This window comes from Halomonas heilongjiangensis, from assembly GCF_002879645.1.
Lineage (GTDB): Bacteria > Pseudomonadota > Gammaproteobacteria > Pseudomonadales > Halomonadaceae > Halomonas > Halomonas heilongjiangensis.
Genome location: NZ_PNRE01000009.1, coordinates 1 through 15,919, shown reverse-complemented (window position 1 = coordinate 15,919; position 15,919 = coordinate 1). Strand labels below are relative to the sequence as shown.

The window sequence follows — 15,919 nt, the reverse complement described above, 5'->3', positions numbered from 1 at the left end:
CCCCCGGCGAGCTGCGGCGAGACCGGGTGGATGACGAATGGCGATGGTGTTAGCGGGTACCATACTCCCACTACCGTGGGAGTATGGCGAGGGGTTAGCTTTAGGAGCTTTTTGTTGACTCAGTTCGAGCGAGCGTAGCGAGTCGAGAATGTGTCAATAAAAAGGGACGACAAGCTACGAGGAATTCAGTGAGCGTCAGCGAGTCTGGCAATTCCGATGACCGAGCCGCGACCGTGAGGGATCTGAACGACGCAGCCCAAGCGGGGTTTTGCGCAGGGCGAGTAAGTGAAGATGCAGAGGGGTCGCTCCCGCCGAGAGCGCTATGCGTAGAAGGTCGCAAGCATAGAGAGTGAAGGTCGGGAGGGTTCGCACTAGCTGGGAGCATATGGCTCAGGATTCACTTTCACCGAGAGCGTGCATGAGAAGGTGTCGCACTACCAGAGTGCGAAAAAGCTAGTATCCATGGGGGATTCCAAAGATTTCAGGATATAAGTGAATTTGTTGGGTCAACTTTTGCCCAATCTGGGTCATTACTGGACCACCCTGGGTCATATCTGCCCCATCTGCTTAAAGGTTTGATTTTAACTTAATGGACCACTGACTTATTCCCTTTTTGCTAGTAACAGCCATGACGATTGTATTTATGATATAATAAATATATAATCCTAAACGACCTATGACTCACACCAGATTTAACGAGAAGTTATTCAAGACTTATAACAAATTCTGCAAGGACCATAAAAAGGACATCTTAAAAGAAACCACATACTACAACTACCTTGGTGATGCGTCAGCGTTTCTGAACAAAGTCATCGTCACGAACATTGCAAGCATAAGGACCAAAAAAGAATTCAAAGCCATGCTTGCCGAGAATCACGCTCTTGTCATGTTGTCATTGAAAGCTACTGCGCATAGTAAAACAAGTGATTCATGGAGAAAGCTACGTAGGGCCTTGACGATCATGTACAAGGCTGCCGGGAAGAGCAAGTACGGTGACGAGATCCGCGCTATAGATAACCCTGCCCCTGTCTCTGAGCGATCTCATAATACGAAGAAGAGTCGTAGACTAGTTAAGGTAACAGATGATGTTATGAGAGTTATCGTCAAGGATAGAATTGAGCATAAGGACCAAGACTCTCTCGATCTCATCGTATTAGGAAAGTCTTTGGGAATTCGTCCAAGTGAGGCAGAACACCTTGAGGTTTTGAGTGCATTCGAAGATGAGGAAATTACTGTCAAGATCAAAGGCAGCAAAAAGACCCTCATTGGCGAGAAGCAAAAATTCAAGGCTCGCGGATTAGACAGAATTTTGACGGTCTCGTACAACAAGTCTCTGCACGATGCCTTGACGAGGTCAAAGGGCCTAGACGAGCTACGTATAAAGGCAGCACAAATGCGTATTCACAGGGCGTCTCGCAAGATGTTCAACAATACTGTGAAGCACTTCTGCCTATACTCTCTTCGCTACACTTTCGGTTCCAATCTTAAGCGTCAGCTATACGAAACCGAGGGCGGCAGGATCATTGCAGCGGCTATAATGGGTCACAAGAATACGTCGAGCATATCAAGCTATGGTCACTTCCGCTCAGGAAATGTCAGTGCTAATATTCCGAGCGTTGACGAAGAAACCATTTCTAAGGTTAAGGATGATATAGGTGAGCGCTTCGGCAAGACAAGAGGTGAAAACTTTGACATCGGACAAGCAATAAGGAACAGAGATTATAATAAAGATCCCGGTATGTCTCTATAGCATCACCACCAACCCTCCTAGCCCTGTCACTATACGGGGCTTTTTATTACCCCAACCAACCCCCTCTCGATGTACACAACTCACATATGCAAACATAATCGTCACCAGCCTTACAAAACCGTCGCTAATTCCCCAAGGTCCAATATGTTTGGTGCGGGGTATGGATAATATGTGCTCATTTCGGTTTTGTGTACATTTTTGATTGTTGTGGGCAATAGAGGCCGATAGATCTCGCCCAGGTTGGTGGCAATGCGTGTTAGGGCATTTCGTATAGCTCATATTCATTATCAAAGTGCGAACAGAATGACTTGACGCAATTGATTACGGGGACTGGATGAATGCCGTAAAGCTTGCTGTTGTCGCGCAGTTCTTCTTGGAATACGAACCATTTTTTGACGATAGCTATTTCTCTCGGAAGTAGCTCCGAAATCGGACGGTCGTTAAAGCCGTACAGAACCTCTACATCGATTTTGAAGCTTTTATTTTTTGTGAGGTTTGTGATAGTAATATTGAGTTCGTATTTCTTTTTTGTGTGACGAAGCTGGTAGCCATCCGTGCTGATCTTGATGATGTGGTTGTTGGGGGCTTCTAGTAGTTGATATTCTACTTTTAGTTCCATGCTCATAACACCCACCTACTCATAGAATGTTAAGGTAACCGCCTTTTTGCATCATTTCATACTTCTTGTACTCATTATCGAAGTGAGCACAGAAATACTGATCACACCACTATAGCGCTTATGAAGTGCTGCATAAATCCCGCCACAGCTGCCTGGCAGCCACTGGCGGGGTAGATGGCCCTCCTACCACTGTCTGACCAAGGCCATCCGATGAAGCAAATCTCGTTTGCCCAGGCTGAGCACCAGAACAAAAAGAAGATCACCCGCTGCGAGCGGTTCCTGGCCCAGATGGAGACCCTGGTGCTTTGGCAACGGCTGATCGACGCGCTGTCGCCGTTCTACTTTCCGAATGCCGCCAGTAAGCGGGGCAGACCGCCATTCCGCCTGGAGCGCATGCTGCGCCTCTACTTCCTCCAGCAGTGGTAAGCCCTAGCCGATGAAGCGCTGGAGAATGCTATCTACGTCAGCCGGGCGATGCACGACTTCGTGGGTATCGATCTTGCCATCGAGATCATGTAGGACGCGACCACGCTGCTGCGCTTCCGCCACCTGCTGGAAAAGCATGCGCTGACCCAGCGGATCCTCGAGGAGATCAACGCCAGCCTGGTTGAGCAGGGCCTGTCATGCGCGCGGGCATCATCGTCGACTCCACCAGCGGTAGCGTGCAGCTCACCGACAGCGCCGCAGCGAGCTATCGCGTTATCTACGCCCTGTGGGGCAACGTCTCGGAATGGACCGACGGGCTGCGACACACCGATGAACTCATCGAGCGGTGCGGCTACGACGGCATGTGGGGCAGCACCGGCATCAATCGCCCGAACACCTCGCTTGTCTACATGGATACGGTGAGGGCCGATGCCGCCATTGCTGATCTGTTAGTCGCCTCGACCTGGCAGGGTTCGGAGGCGGGTGCCACTGTGCCGGATTTCCACCTCTGGAACGGCAGCGGTGAACGTGTCGACCATTGCGGTGGCGTCTGTTCCAACGGCAGCGATGCCGGGCTGTGGTATCTGAACCTGGACGGTGCCGCTACGACTACGGACAGCCTCGTCAGGTCTCGTCTTGCGAGGGTGATATGAGTCGCTCCCTTGGCATCAGTGATTTCTCACATGAAGCAGCGGCGTTCTCGTCGGGCTCCGCCGATCGCTGGAGGCTACGCCGGGAGGGTGACGTCGCACACAGCATGCCCAACGGGAACGCCGCCCGGATGGCACCACGCGTCACGCAGGGAGCGGATCGGCCATGGAAGGTTACCCTCTGCACCGACCAACCTGAGATGCCTCGTCGGCCCCCCGCTGGGCGTTTTGTGCATCGTTTGTCATTCACTAAAGGAGCGGCGTGGAGCGGCTATAGTGTTAGTCCAACCCAGCGGAGGATCGATCCCATGAACACCATCAATTCGGCCACCCGGATCTCTGAAGCCAAGCTCTCCACCATTGACCCCTCCAGCTATAACGTCATCGGCGTCATCGCGCGATGTCAGGTGTTGGAGTCGGACCCCACCTACGTCGAGGTGAAGCCGGATAGGAGGTTGCCGCCTATTGTCTCCCGCGATCATCCCGGTACCGACATGACCCCGGCGATCCTGCTGATCGAGGTCGACGACCCGGAAAATCAAGCGACCCTTGAGCGGCTCAAGGCGGAACTCGGTCTCTGACAGGGCAAGGAGGTGGGTGTGGAGTTATCCGAGGATGAGTGGAGAAGCGTCGCCGTTGAGTCGGAGGGGAGCGGCCTAAAGGTCGTGTTTCGCAATACCCGTACTCACCACCTGGTCCGCAAGTATTACAGGCTCCCACCCTCCGCGCTCAGGGAGGCGATGAAGGATGGCCGGTACCTAGGTATGAGGCCCGGCACCTTCCATACCATGGAGTCGCTCCACGCTGGAGGGGACGGGCAGGGTCGTAATGGAGGTTAAATGCCTCTTCTCGGTTGGCGCAAACTACGCGAACCGCCGGCGCAAGTTGAGCGACGCGCTACAGCTAGGCACAGTTGGTGGCTTGGATGGGATAGTGAGGAAGAAAGGGGTTTGAAGAAATCTGCTTACACGAGGCTTACATCAAATCTCATGGAGAGAGACAACAAGTCATTAATGCTATATAACTTACTGATTTCATTGGTGGGCCCAGCTGGACTCGAACCAGCGACCAAAGGATTATGAGTCCCCTGCTCTAACCAACTGAGCTATAGGCCCTTCCGGAAAGCGCTGAACAGCGCTGCCGTATGATAGCGAATGCCGATGCGCGAGGCCAGAACCTCGGTGCCGTGGCCGCCCTTCTCGCCCCCTTCGGGCACTTCCGGCCAGTTCCCGTGTCTTCATGCCAGGACATGGCCCCTCTGGAGATTTGCTGGTGACGAAACGACTTCTTGGCCTCGGCATGGGGCTCGGTGCGGTATTGCTGCTGGCGCTGCCGGCCGTGGCGGCGTGGGAGCTGGACCCGGCGCAGTCGCGGGTGGCAGCGACGGTGGTGCAGATCGGCCCCGACGGGCCGGTCCCCCGCCATCACGAGGTGCGCCGGCTGGCCGGCAGCGCCGATGCCAGCGGCGCCCTGGAGCTGCCGCTGCGGCTGAACCAGAGCGACGTGATCGAGAAGCTCGGCCCGCTGCCGCCCTGGCTCTCGGGCCTCACCGAACGCCCCATGGCCACCCTGACCACCCGCTTTCCGCCCGAGCGCCTGGAGCAGCTGGCCGTGGGCGAGTCGCTGGTGGAGGTGCTCGAGCTCTCGGTGCAGTCGGGCAATGCCACGCGCATGGAGCCGCTGGCGGTGCGCTTCACCCGGGAATCCGCCAACCGGATCCGGGTGACCAACGCCGAGCGGGTGGCGCTGGACGGCCAGGAGCTGATGGCCGACCCCACTCTGCGCTCGGTGCTGCTGCTGCTCGGCTACGAGCGGATCGGCGACGAGGTACCGGTCAGTCTCGATGCCATGCTGGTTCGGCAATAGCTTCCTCGAGCCTGCGGCCTTCCCACGAATATCTCGATGATGGCGGCACGTCGCTGCAAGAGACGCCGAGGCCTGCCCCTATGGGACCCGAATATCTCGATGATGGCGGCACGTTCGCAGAAAATGACGCCGAGGCCTGCCCCTATGGGGTCAGACCCCGGCCGAGTTGTCGGGCCTGTCATAGGCACGGGGCGAGCGGATTCGACACCGCCGGGGTCTGACCCCACAGGGCCTCAAAGAGCCGCCTCCCCCACCTCCAGCGCGCCGGTCTGCACCCGCCACTGGGCGGCGTAGCGACCATCCCGGGCGAGCAGGGCGGCGTGGGTGCCCTGCTCCACCACCCGGCCGGCGTCGATCACCACGATCTCGTCGGCGTGCACGATGGTCGAGAGCCGGTGGGCGATCATGATCACCGTGCGGCCGTGGCCGATCTTGCGCAGCGAGCGCTGGATCGCCGCCTCGGTCTCGTTGTCCACGGCGCTGGTGGCCTCGTCGAGCACCAGGATCGGCGGGTCCTTGAGCAGCGCCCGGGCCAGCGACAGACGCTGGCGCTGGCCGCCGGAGAGGCGCACGCCGCGCTCGCCCACCGGAGTGTCGAGCCCCTGGGGCAGCGCCTGGATAAACTCCCACGCCTCGGCGGTCCTGGCCGCCTCGACGATCTCGGCTTCGCCGGCGTCCGGTCGCCCATAGGCGATGTTGTCGCGGATCGAGCCCTCGAACAGGTAGACGTCCTGGCTGACCAGGCCGATGGCCCCGCGCAGCGAGACCAGGCTCACCTCATCGATCGGCTGGCCGTCGATGCACACCCGCCCCGCGCTCGGGTCGTAGAAGCGCAGCAACAGCTTGATCAGCGTCGACTTGCCGGAGCCGGTGGCGCCCACCAGCGCCAGGGTATGGCCCGCCGGCACCCGCAGGCTGACATCGTCGACCCCCACCCCGCTGGCCGCATAGTGGAAGCGCACCGCCTCGAAGCTCACCTCGCCGCGCACCGGCGCCGCGAGCGACCGGCCGTGGTTGTCGCGCACGGTGATCGGTACCGCCAGCAGGTCGAGAATGCGCCGGGTACTGGCCATGGCGCGCTCGAAGAGGTCGATCACCTCGGCCAGGCCCGTCAGCGGCCACAGCAGGCGCTGGGTGAGGAACACCAGCACGCCGTAGGCGCCGACATTGAGGTCGCCGCGCAGCGCCAGCATGCCGCCCACGGTGAAGGTGGCGAGGAAGCCGGCGAGGATCGCCATGCGGATCACCGGGATGAAGGCCGAGCTGACCCGGATCGCGCGGCGGTTGGCCTCCACGTAGGCCTCGCTGGTGGCGCGCAGCCGCTCGGCCTCGCGGGCCTCGCTGGTGAAACTCTTGATGGTGGCGATGCCGGCCAGGTTGTTGGAGAGCCGGCTGGCGAGATCGCCGACCTTCTCGCGCACGTCGGCGTAGAGCGGCCCCGCCTTGCGCTGGAAGAAGAAGGCGCCCCAGATGATCAGCGGGATCGGCGTGAAGGCGAGCAGCGCGATCAGCGGCGAGATGACGAAGAACACCGCGCCCACCGCCACCACGGTGACCCCCACCTGGATCAGCGAGTTGGCCCCGCCGTCGAGGAAGCGCTCGAGCTGGTTGACGTCGTCGTTCATGGTGGCGACGAGCTGTCCGGAACTCTTCGACTCGAAGAAGGCCATGTCGAGGCGCTGGGCGTGCTCGTAGGTGTCCAGGCGCATGTCGGCCTGCAGCCGCTGGGCCAGGTTGCGCCACAGGATCTTGTAGAGGTATTCGAAGATCGATTCGCCGGCCCAGATAAAGAAGGTGAGCACGGCCAGGATCAGGATCTGCTCCTGGGGCGTGTCGAAACCGAGCCGGGCGACGAAGCTGCGCTCCTGGTTGACCACCACGTCGATGGCCACCCCGATGAGGATCTCCGGAGCGATGTCGAAGAGCTTGTTGATGATCGAGCAGGTCGTCGCCGCGACGATGCGACGACGGTAACCCCGGGCATAGCGCAACAGGCGCACCAGCGCCTGGAAGCTGTTGGCGGAAGCGGTAGAGGGCATGAATGTTTCCTTGTCGACAAGGAGACCAGCTTACCGGAGAGTCGCCCGCCTCCACCAATGCCGCGCGCCGCTTCGGCTTCCGGGCGCGGCCCGGCGCTTGCATCGCCACTCGCCGATTCACGACAATGATGGGCTTCCCCCTCTCGCAAGGACGCTCGATGCTCGCCGAACTCTTTGCCGTCATGGCCCCCGTACTGGCCGGTGCCGGCCTGGGTTTCACCTGGATCCGTCTCGGGCAGCCCTATCCGGTGGAGTTCGTCACCCGGCTGGTCTTCAACATCGGCACCCCGGCCCTGGTGCTCGCCTCGCTCTCCGGTGCCGAGGTCGATGCCGGCAGCTTCGGCCGCATCATGCTGGCCACGGCCCTGGTCCTCATCGTCATGGCGGGCGCGGCCTTCGTGCTGGCGAAGCTGCTCAGGCGCGACTGGCGGGTGCTGCTGGCGCCCACCATGTACCCCAATACCGGCAACATGGGCCTGCCGGTGGTGCTCTACGCCTTCGGCAGCGCCGGCTTCGCCTTCGGCATCGCGGTCATGGTCACCGTCTCGCTGTTCCAGTTCACCGTCGGCAGCATGCTCGCCAGCCACGGCAACCCGCTGAAGGTGCTGGTCAGGACGCCTACGGTCTACGCCATCCTGATCTCGCTGGGCCTGCTGATCACCGACACCGCGCTGCCACTGTGGCTCGACAACAGCGTCGACCTGATCTCCGGCTTCACGGTGCCGCTGATGTTGATCACCCTCGGGGTCTCGCTGGCCAGCATCCAGGTGAAGGGGCTGAAATCGGGCATCGGCTTCAGCCTGATCCGCATTCCCGTCGCCGCCCTGGTGGCCTGGGGCATCGGCACGCTGCTCGGCCTGCCGCCGCTGGCCCAGAGCATCCTGATCCTGCAGATGAGCATGCCGGTGGCGGTGTTCAACTACCTCTTCGCGCTGCGCGCCGGCCAGGGGGCCGCCTATACCGCCAGCCTGGTGTTCTGCTCGACCCTGCTCTCGCTGCTCTATCTGCCGGCCCTGCTGGCGCTGCTGATGTACTAAGCGCGAAAACGGCCCGACCGGGCACCCGAGGCCGCCGGAGACCTGAGCGCCCATGCGCCGCCCGGCAGCCTCAACCCTGGCGGCGGGCCAGGTGGGCGAGAAGCGCGCGCACCCCGAAGGTCCAGGGCGGCAGCCGATCGCTGCGATCGACGACGTTGACCAGGGCGCCGAGGCTCGGGGTGGCGATGGTCACCCGATCGTGCAGATGGTGGGTGAAGCCCTGCCCCCGGCCATCGCGGTCCTCGATCGGCGAGAACATGGTGCCGAGGAACAGCATGAGGCCGTCCGGGTACTGATGGTGGGCGCCGATGGTCTGTTCGACCAATTCCAGGGGGTCGCGGCTGATCTCGCGCATGTCGCTGGCGTCCTCGAGCACGAAGCCGTCGTCGGCGCCCTCGATGCGTAGCGCGACCCGCGCCTGGCGCACGCTGTCGAGGGTGAAATGGTCGTCGAACAGGCGGATGAAGGGGCCGATGGCGCAGGAGGCGTTGTTGTCCTTGGCCTTGCCCAGCAGCAGGGCGCTGCGCCCCTCGATATCGCGCAGGTTGACGTCGTTGCCGAGGCTGGCACCACGCGGCGTGCCGCCGGGGTCCACCGCCAGCACGATCTCCGGCTCGGGGTTGTTCCATTGTGATGCCGGGTGCAGGCCGACCCGGTCGCCGAGGCCCATGGACGAGAGCGGCTGGGCCTTGGAGAACACCTCGGCATCGGGCCCGATGCCCACCTCCATGTACTGGGACCAGGCCCCCTTGGCCTGCAGCTCGGCCTTGAGCGCCATGGCCTCCGGCGAGCCGGGACGGATCTGCGACAGGTCGCCGCCGATCAGCGCCTGGATCTCCTGGCGGAGCTCATGGGCGCGCCGGGGGCTGCCGGCGGCCTGCTCCTCGATCACGCGCTCGAGCAGGCTGACGGCGAACGTCACCCCGCAGGCCTTGATCGCCTGGAGGTCACAGGGGGCCAGCAGCCGGGGGGCGCTCCTGGGTTCGGCCAGGGAGTTGGCCAGCAGGGTCTCGACCGGCCCCAGGTCCTCGCCTTCGGCTCCGGCGGCGAAGGCGGCGGCGTCGTCACGGTCGAGCAGGTCCGCCATGGTGGCGACGCGGGCCGAGATGTCATGCACCCGACCGTCGCGGACCACCACGATGGCCGGCCCGGGGGTGGGGGTGTCGCGCCACACCCGGCCGACCAGCAGGGCGCGGTCGAGGTCCTCGGGCAGGCAGTCGCGCGGGGTGATGGCTTGCATGGTGGCTCCTGTCATGACGGTGGAAGGGAGAGCATCCCGGCCAGGTTCACGGGCCACCCGACGGCGACGCTCGTCGAGCAGCGTGCCACAACTTTCGAGTGGAGGGTTATCACCCCTCCCTTCTAGGCTGTCACCATGACGCCACCACCAAGGAAGCCAACCGCGATGACTTCGATCACCCGCCTGGACGTACAGGACATCCGTTTCCCCACCTCACGCTCGCTGGACGGGTCGGATGCCATGAACGCGGCCCCCGACTACTCCGCCACCTACGTCACGCTGCACACCGAGGCAGGCCTCGAGGGCCATGGCCTCACCTTCACCATCGGCCGCGGCAACGAGATCTGCGTCAAGGCGGTGGAGTCGCTGGCGCCGCTGATCGAGGGGCGCACCCTGGCCTCGATCACGCGGGACATGGGGGACTTCTGGCACCACCTGACCAGCGGCGACAGCCAGCTGCGCTGGATCGGCCCCGAGAAGGGAGCCATCCACCTGGCCACGGCGGCCATCGTCAATGCCATCTGGGACCTGTGGGCCAAGTCGGAAGGCAAGCCGGTCTGGAAGCTGCTCGTCGACATGTCGCCCGAGCAGCTGGTGAGCTGCCTCGACTTCAGCTTCGTCACCGACGCCCTGACACCGGGCGAGGCCCTGGCCCTGCTCAGGCGCCATGCCGCCGGCAAGGCAGCGCGGGAGCGGGAGATGCTCGAGCATGGCTACCCCGCCTACACCACCTCGGCCGGCTGGCTCGGCTACCCCGACGACAAGGTCCGGCGCCTGGCCCGCGAGGCCCTGGCGGAGGGCTGGACCCACTTCAAGCAGAAGGTGGGAGGCGACCTCGAGGAGGACCGCCGTCGCGCTCGAATCCTGCGCGAGGAGATCGGCTGGGAACGCCCGCTGATGATGGACGCCAACCAGGTGTGGGACGTCGACGAGGCGATCGCCAACATGCGCGAGCTGGCCGAGTTCGACCCGCTGTGGATCGAGGAGCCGACCAGCCCGGACGACATCCTGGGACACGCCGAGATCCGCCGCCGGCTGGCGCCGATCGGCGTCGCCACCGGGGAGCACTGCCACAACCGGGTGATGTTCAAGCAGCTGCTGCAGGCGGGTGCCATCGACTACTGCCAGATCGACGCCGCCCGCCTGGGCGGGCTCAACGAGGTCATCGTGGTGCTGCTGATGGCGGCCAAGTATCGCGTGCCGGTCTGCCCTCATGCCGGCGGCGTGGGCCTGTGCGAGTACGTGCAGCATGTCTCGCTGTTCGACTACATCGCCGTCTCCGGCTCCCTGGAGGGGCGGATCCTCGAGTACGTCGACCACCTGCACGAGCACTTCGTGGATCCCGTGGTGATCCACAACGGCCGCTACCAGGCCCCGCGAGCCCCCGGCTACGGCATCACCATGCACCCGGAGTCGCTCTCGCGCCACGCCTATCCCGGTGGCGCCGCCTGGGCCCGGTAGTCGCTGTTCGGCTCGGCGGTGAAGCGCGCCCGGCGGACCCGGCTCCGCCGCTCGACGGCAGCCGGGAACACCACGCCCCCAAGGGAGTCCCTATGCTGGTAGGGGCACGCCGCGCTGCCATGGAAATCACGCAAAGGGAGAACGGAATGGAGAGGTCAGTGAAGCCGCCGCGGAGCTTGTTGCCGTCGACCACATCACTGTCGGCCGCCCTGCTGCTATCCGGCGCCCTGCTGGCCGCCCCGGCCCAGGCCGTCGAGGTGCTCGAGGAGCGCATCGCCACCGACCACCATGACCTGCGCCTGGAGCGTATCGCCTCCGGCCTCGAACACCCCTGGGCCATGGCGATGCTGCCCGATGGCCGCTACCTGGTCAGCGAACGCCCCGGTCGCCTGGCGCTGATCGACGAGGACGGCGAGATCACCCACCTCGACGGCGTCCCCGAGGTCAATGCCCATGGCCAGGGCGGGCTGCTGGACGTGGTGCTGCATCCGCAGTACGGGGATGGCGATCATGACTGGATCTACTTCACCTGGAGCCAGGCCGGCGACGGCGGCACCGCCACCACCCTGAGTCGTGCCAGGCTCGATGGCGAGGCACTGGCCGAGGTCGAGGAGCTGTTCGTCCAGAGCCGCTATTCCGGCCCGGGCCGCCACTATGGCTCGCGGCTCGCCTGGCTCTCCGACGGCACCCTGTTGATGAGCATCGGCGATCGAGGCAGTGAGCCGCCCAGGGCCCAGCACGGCAGCGACCATGCCGGCAGCATACTGCGCCTGACCGAGACCGGAGGCGTACCCGGGGACAACCCCTTCGTCGACGACGACGAAACCCTCGACGAGCTCTACACCCTGGGCAATCGCAACCCCCAGGGGTTGACGGTGGCCGCCGACGGCACCATCTGGTCGACGGAACATGGTCCACTCACCGGCGACGAGCTCAACCTGATCGAGCCCGGGGAGAATTACGGCTGGCCCGAGGTGAGCCGCGGGGTCGACTATGCCACCCGCGCCCCCATCGGTGAGGACTCGCTGCCCGGCATGCGCGATCCGGTGCATGTCTTCGAGGGACGTTTCGCGCCGTCCGGGCTGGCCGAGGTAACCGGTGATGCCTTTCCCGTGTGGCAGGGCGACCTGCTGGCCGGCGGCCTGCTCAGCGAACGGCTCATCCGCCTCGATCTGGAAGAGGGCGCCGTCACCGGCAGCGAGGTAATCCTGGACGGCCGTATCGGCCGCATCCGCGACGTGCGCCAGGGTCATGATGGCTATCTCTACCTGCTCGAGGACGATCCGCGCGGCGGCCTCTACCGGCTGGTGCCTGCCGACTGACCATCGACGTACCGCTAGCCTGCCCGCCGGCATCCGCGCGCCCCGCTCCCGCCCACTCGATCGGAAACTGCCATGCGCCTGCGCAACATCATCATCCTCACGGTCATCGTGCCGCTGTTCTTCATTCTGGTCGTCTTCAGCCTGGTAGCGATCAAGTCACTGGAGGACAACGTACGCTCCAAGCTGCAGACCGAGGTCCAGATCATCACCCACGCCATCGGTACCTCGCTGGGCTATGCCATGGAACGCGACACCCCGGAATCACTGCAGGAGTCGCTGCACTCGGCCTTCTCCTTCCACCGCATCTACGGCGCCTATGTCTTCGACATCGAGGGCGAGGAGATCTATGGCCTGGGCCTCGGCCGGGCACTGTTCGACGCCGAGGACATCCGCGCCGTGGTCGACTCCGGCGAGCTCTCCGGCCACTACCGCCAGCACGAAGGCTGGACCTACTACTCGGCCCTGCTGCCATTGACCACGCCCAACGGCGAAATCCGCGGCGTGTTGCAGGTCAACCGGCTCAACACCGGCATCGAGAACTATACTGGCTTCATCAGCCTGCTGGCGGTGCTGGTCTTCATCATCGGTGCCGCCGGTATCGTGTTCAGCATCTGGTGGGGCTTCCGCCACCATATCGAGCAACCCCTCAACCGTCTGCTGGCGGTGATGGCCCGGGTCGAGGAAGGCGACCGCAGCCAGCGGGCCGTGATCGGCGGCCCCCAGGAGTACCGTCGCCTGGCCGGCGCCCTCAACGGCATGCTCGATGCCATGGCCGAGAAGGACACCGATATCGAGGCGCGCCGGCTCAAGGAGATCGAACTCGAGAAGCGGCTGCGCAAGTCCCGCAAGCTCGCCGAGCTGGGCGTGCTGGCCGCCGGTGTGGCCCACGAGATCGGCGCCCCGCTCACCGTGATCAATGGCCAGGCCCAGCGCCTCGCGCGCCACGAGGCGATCGGCGACGACGAGCGTACCCGTCTCGATCGCATCCGCGGCGAAGTGGACCGCATCGTCGAGATCGTGCGTCAACTGATGGAGCTCGGGCGTCGCCACAACGTCGAGAAGGAGCGCCTGCCGCTGGATGCCCTGATCGAGTCGGCGCGGGAGCTGGTCGAGGAGGATCTGGAAAGACGGGCCATTCGCCTGGAGGTGGACCTGCCGGAGCCCACGCCGCAGTTGCTGGTCAACGGCCAGCAGCTGATCCAGGTGCTGACCAACCTGCTTCGCAATGCGACCCAGGCCGACGAAGTCCACCGGGTGTGGCTTCGCGCTCGGGTGGAAGGCGATGAGCTGCGCCTGTGGCTCGAAGACGATGGCCCCGGCATCCTCGATACCGACAAGTCGAAGGTGTTCGATCCCTTCTTCACCACCAAGCCGGTGGGCCAGGGCAGCGGGCTCGGGCTCTCCATGGTCCATCGAATCATCAACGACCATGGCGGTACCATTGGCGTATTCGACAGCGAACTGGGCGGTGCCGGTTTCGAGATCGGCCTGCCGCTGGACGACACCATGCACAGCGAGACCACCGAACGAGGAAGTGTGACGTGACGCGGAAGGACGCCTCTCCCCCCCCGGTCCCCATCCTGATCGTCGAGGACGATCCGGCAATCCTCGAGCTGCTCGAGGAAGAGTTACAGGACGCCGGTCATCCGACCCTCGGCGCAGGCAGCGCCGAAGAGGCCATCGCCACCCTCAGCCACAGTGAGGTGGCCCTGGTGATCAGCGACGTGCGCCTGCCCGGCATGAGCGGCATGCAGTTGCTGGAGCAGTTACGGGCGGACGGCAACCCAGTGGGCTTCATCGTGATCACCGCCTTCGGCACCATCGACCAGGCGGTAGAGGCACTGAAGATCGGCGCCGACGATTTCCTGACCAAGCCGCTCGACCTGGAGGGGGTGCGCGAGGCGGTCTACCGGGTACTCGAGCATCGCCGACTGGCCGCCCGCTTCCGTCAGGATGCTCCCCCCGACCACTTCCACGGCATCGTCGGCGAGAGCGAGACGATGCAGACGCTGTTTCACGACGCCGCCCGCCTGGCCAGAAGCGATGCCCCCATCCTGATACTCGGCGAGAGCGGCACCGGCAAGGAGCTGCTGGCCCGGGCCATCCATGCCGAGAGCCCCCGCGCCGATGCCCCCTTCATCGGGGTGAACTGTGCCAGCATCCCCGCGGAACTGATGGAGAGCGAGTTCTTCGGCCATGTGAAGGGCGCCTTCACTGGTGCCGGCGACTCCCGCCAGGGGCTGTTCCAGGCCGCCCATGGCGGCAGCCTGTTCCTCGACGAGATCGGCGAGATGTCACCCGGGCTGCAGGCCAAGCTGCTGCGCGCCCTGCAGGAGAAGACCGTACGCCCGGTGGGCGCCGAGCGGGAGGAGCCGGTGGACGTACGCATCATCGCCGCCACCCACCGCAACCTCGAGCAGGAGATCGAGGACGGCAACTTCAGAAGCGACCTCTTCTACCGCCTGGAAACCTTCTCGCTGCGCATCCCGCCGCTGCGTGAGCGCAACGGCGACATCGATCGCCTGGTCGCGGCGCTGATCGACAAGCATGCCGAGGCCCAGGGCAAGACCATCGACAAGGTCGACCCCACCGCGCTCCAGGCGCTGCTCTCCTACCCCTACCCGGGCAATGTGCGCGAGCTGGAGAACGCCATCATGCGCGCCGTGACACTCGCCGAAGGTGGCCGGCTCAGCCACGCCGACCTGCCCGAACGCATCCGTGGCCATGGCGCAGAGCAGCGCCGCAGCGCCAGCGAGGCCCAGGCCAGCCAGGCCCTGGCCCCGAGCGCCGCGCAACAGGGCTGGCCGAGCCTGGAAGACGTCGAGAAGCGCTATATCCGCAAGGTGCTCGAGGCCACCGGCGGCAACAAGCGCCGCACGGCCGATATCCTCGGCATCGCCCGGCGCACCCTCTATCGCCGCCTGGAAGAGGAAGAGTAAGACGGCCGGCCCGCGTGGTGCCTGCCCGCCCGGAACCAAAAAAGGCCCTTGCGGGGAGCAAGGGCCGACAGGGGCGTCAACTCGGTCAGCGGTTGGCTGAGGGGATTGCGGCGGGACCGCCGACCGCGCCATGCGACGCCAAGAGGTTTCGTCAAGAAAAGCCTCTTCCCTGAAGCCTCCTTCCCTGGAGTGCCCCGGTGGCGACCACCGGGGCGTGCTCCCTACAGCCGCTTACCAGTTACCAGCTGCTGTCCTCGTCATCCTCTGCGGGGTTTTCCCACTCCTCTTCCTCGTTCTCTTCCTCGATCATCGGATCGTTCGCGGGATCGCTCTGCGCGCCGGCATCGGGACTCGGCATGGGCTCGCCGCCATCGCCGAAGCCGGGCTCATCGGACGGTGCGGCCTCCCCCGGTGCGGCCGGATCGGCCGGGGCAGTCGGATCCATGCTCGGATCGGCCGGTGCCCCCGGGTCTGCCGGATCGGCGGGTGCCGCCGGGTCTGCCGGGGCGGCAGGATCGGCCGGGGTGGCAGGATCGGCCGGGGCAGTCGGATCCATGCTCGGATCGGCCG

At 63.9% G+C, this 15,919-nt stretch carries 11 protein-coding genes, 1 tRNA gene and 2 pseudogenes; 9 read left to right on the top strand and 5 right to left on the bottom strand.

Annotated elements, in window-relative coordinates; all coding sequences use genetic code 11:
• The first annotated feature begins 676 nt into the window (after positions 1-676).
• Entirely contained in the window at positions 677-1,750 is a 1,074-nt protein-coding gene (locus C1H66_RS22435; RefSeq protein WP_110286093.1) for a site-specific integrase, read from the top strand.
• 256 nt (positions 1,751-2,006) lie between these two features.
• On the opposite strand, the gene C1H66_RS22430 is transcribed toward C1H66_RS22435, so the two are convergent.
• A complete protein-coding gene (locus C1H66_RS22430; protein ID WP_110286094.1) occupies positions 2,007-2,375 on the bottom strand; it encodes a hypothetical protein in 369 nt (122 codons plus the stop codon).
• 204 nt (positions 2,376-2,579) lie between these two features.
• On the opposite strand from C1H66_RS22430, the pseudogene C1H66_RS01295 reads away from it, so the two are divergent.
• Positions 2,580-3,022: pseudogene (locus C1H66_RS01295) on the top strand (transposase); the annotation flags it as partial.
• A 731-nt stretch (positions 3,023-3,753) separates the two neighbouring features.
• Positions 3,754-4,026: a hypothetical protein gene (locus tag C1H66_RS01290; protein ID WP_102626118.1), complete on the top strand. Its 273-nt coding sequence runs from the start codon at positions 3,754-3,756 to the stop codon at positions 4,024-4,026.
• 457 nt (positions 4,027-4,483) lie between these two features.
• On the opposite strand, the gene C1H66_RS01280 is transcribed toward C1H66_RS01290, so the two are convergent.
• Positions 4,484-4,560, bottom strand: a tRNA-Ile gene (locus C1H66_RS01280).
• A 157-nt stretch (positions 4,561-4,717) separates the two neighbouring features.
• On the opposite strand from C1H66_RS01280, the gene C1H66_RS01275 reads away from it, so the two are divergent.
• Positions 4,718-5,311 (top strand): hypothetical protein, encoded by a 594-nt coding sequence (locus tag C1H66_RS01275; RefSeq protein WP_240618178.1) that lies wholly within the window; start codon positions 4,718-4,720, stop codon positions 5,309-5,311.
• A gap of 233 nt (positions 5,312-5,544) precedes the next feature.
• On the opposite strand, the gene C1H66_RS01270 is transcribed toward C1H66_RS01275, so the two are convergent.
• The gene (locus C1H66_RS01270; RefSeq protein ID WP_102626115.1) at positions 5,545-7,350 is read right to left on the bottom strand and encodes an ABC transporter ATP-binding protein; all 1,806 of its coding nucleotides are present in this window, start codon (positions 7,348-7,350) and stop codon (positions 5,545-5,547) included.
• Between the two features lie 158 nt (positions 7,351-7,508).
• On the opposite strand from C1H66_RS01270, the gene C1H66_RS01265 reads away from it, so the two are divergent.
• Positions 7,509-8,387 carry an AEC family transporter gene (locus C1H66_RS01265; RefSeq protein WP_102626114.1) on the top strand — a complete coding sequence of 293 codons (879 nt, stop codon included), beginning with the start codon at positions 7,509-7,511 and terminating at the stop codon, positions 8,385-8,387.
• A gap of 70 nt (positions 8,388-8,457) precedes the next feature.
• On the opposite strand, the gene C1H66_RS01260 is transcribed toward C1H66_RS01265, so the two are convergent.
• Positions 8,458-9,627, bottom strand: coding sequence for a fumarylacetoacetate hydrolase family protein (locus C1H66_RS01260; protein ID WP_102626113.1), 1,170 nt, complete (start codon positions 9,625-9,627; stop codon positions 8,458-8,460).
• A gap of 165 nt (positions 9,628-9,792) precedes the next feature.
• Here C1H66_RS01260 and C1H66_RS01255 point away from each other — a divergent pair, with 165 nt between their 5' ends.
• The 4 genes from C1H66_RS01255 (at position 9,793) to C1H66_RS01240 (ending at position 15,349) form a co-directional block, all read left to right on the top strand.
• Entirely contained in the window at positions 9,793-11,088 is a 1,296-nt protein-coding gene (locus C1H66_RS01255) for an L-fuconate dehydratase (RefSeq protein WP_102626112.1), read from the top strand.
• Between the two features lie 146 nt (positions 11,089-11,234).
• A complete protein-coding gene (locus tag C1H66_RS01250; RefSeq protein ID WP_102626111.1) occupies positions 11,235-12,410 on the top strand; it encodes a PQQ-dependent sugar dehydrogenase in 1,176 nt (391 codons plus the stop codon).
• Positions 12,411-12,482: 72 nt separating this feature from the next.
• Positions 12,483-13,955 carry a sensor histidine kinase gene (locus C1H66_RS01245; RefSeq protein ID WP_102626110.1) on the top strand — a complete coding sequence of 491 codons (1,473 nt, stop codon included), beginning with the start codon at positions 12,483-12,485 and terminating at the stop codon, positions 13,953-13,955.
• Entirely contained in the window at positions 13,952-15,349 is a 1,398-nt protein-coding gene (locus C1H66_RS01240) for a sigma-54-dependent transcriptional regulator (RefSeq protein WP_102626109.1), read from the top strand. The genes C1H66_RS01245 and C1H66_RS01240 overlap by 4 nt, the downstream gene beginning before the upstream one ends.
• Positions 15,350-15,587: 238 nt before the next feature.
• On the opposite strand, the pseudogene C1H66_RS22755 reads toward C1H66_RS01240, so the two are convergent.
• Positions 15,588-15,919, bottom strand: a pseudogene (locus C1H66_RS22755) (hypothetical protein); the annotation flags it as partial.

What these genes read in the sequence shown, in the direction of transcription:
- C1H66_RS22435 (WP_110286093.1), top strand. Translation starts at nt 677, where the DNA reads ATGACTCACACCAGATTTAACGAGAAGTTATTCAAGACTTATAACAAA.
- C1H66_RS22430 (WP_110286094.1), bottom strand. Translation starts at nt 2,375, where the DNA reads ATGAGCATGGAACTAAAAGTAGAATATCAACTACTAGAAGCCCCCAAC.
- C1H66_RS01290 (WP_102626118.1), top strand. Translation starts at nt 3,754, where the DNA reads ATGAACACCATCAATTCGGCCACCCGGATCTCTGAAGCCAAGCTCTCC.
- C1H66_RS01270 (WP_102626115.1), bottom strand. Translation starts at nt 7,350, where the DNA reads ATGCCCTCTACCGCTTCCGCCAACAGCTTCCAGGCGCTGGTGCGCCTG.
- C1H66_RS01265 (WP_102626114.1), top strand. Translation starts at nt 7,509, where the DNA reads ATGCTCGCCGAACTCTTTGCCGTCATGGCCCCCGTACTGGCCGGTGCC.
- C1H66_RS01260 (WP_102626113.1), bottom strand. Translation starts at nt 9,627, where the DNA reads ATGCAAGCCATCACCCCGCGCGACTGCCTGCCCGAGGACCTCGACCGC.
- C1H66_RS01255 (WP_102626112.1), top strand. Translation starts at nt 9,793, where the DNA reads ATGACTTCGATCACCCGCCTGGACGTACAGGACATCCGTTTCCCCACC.
- C1H66_RS01250 (WP_102626111.1), top strand. Translation starts at nt 11,235, where the DNA reads ATGGAGAGGTCAGTGAAGCCGCCGCGGAGCTTGTTGCCGTCGACCACA.
- C1H66_RS01245 (WP_102626110.1), top strand. Translation starts at nt 12,483, where the DNA reads ATGCGCCTGCGCAACATCATCATCCTCACGGTCATCGTGCCGCTGTTC.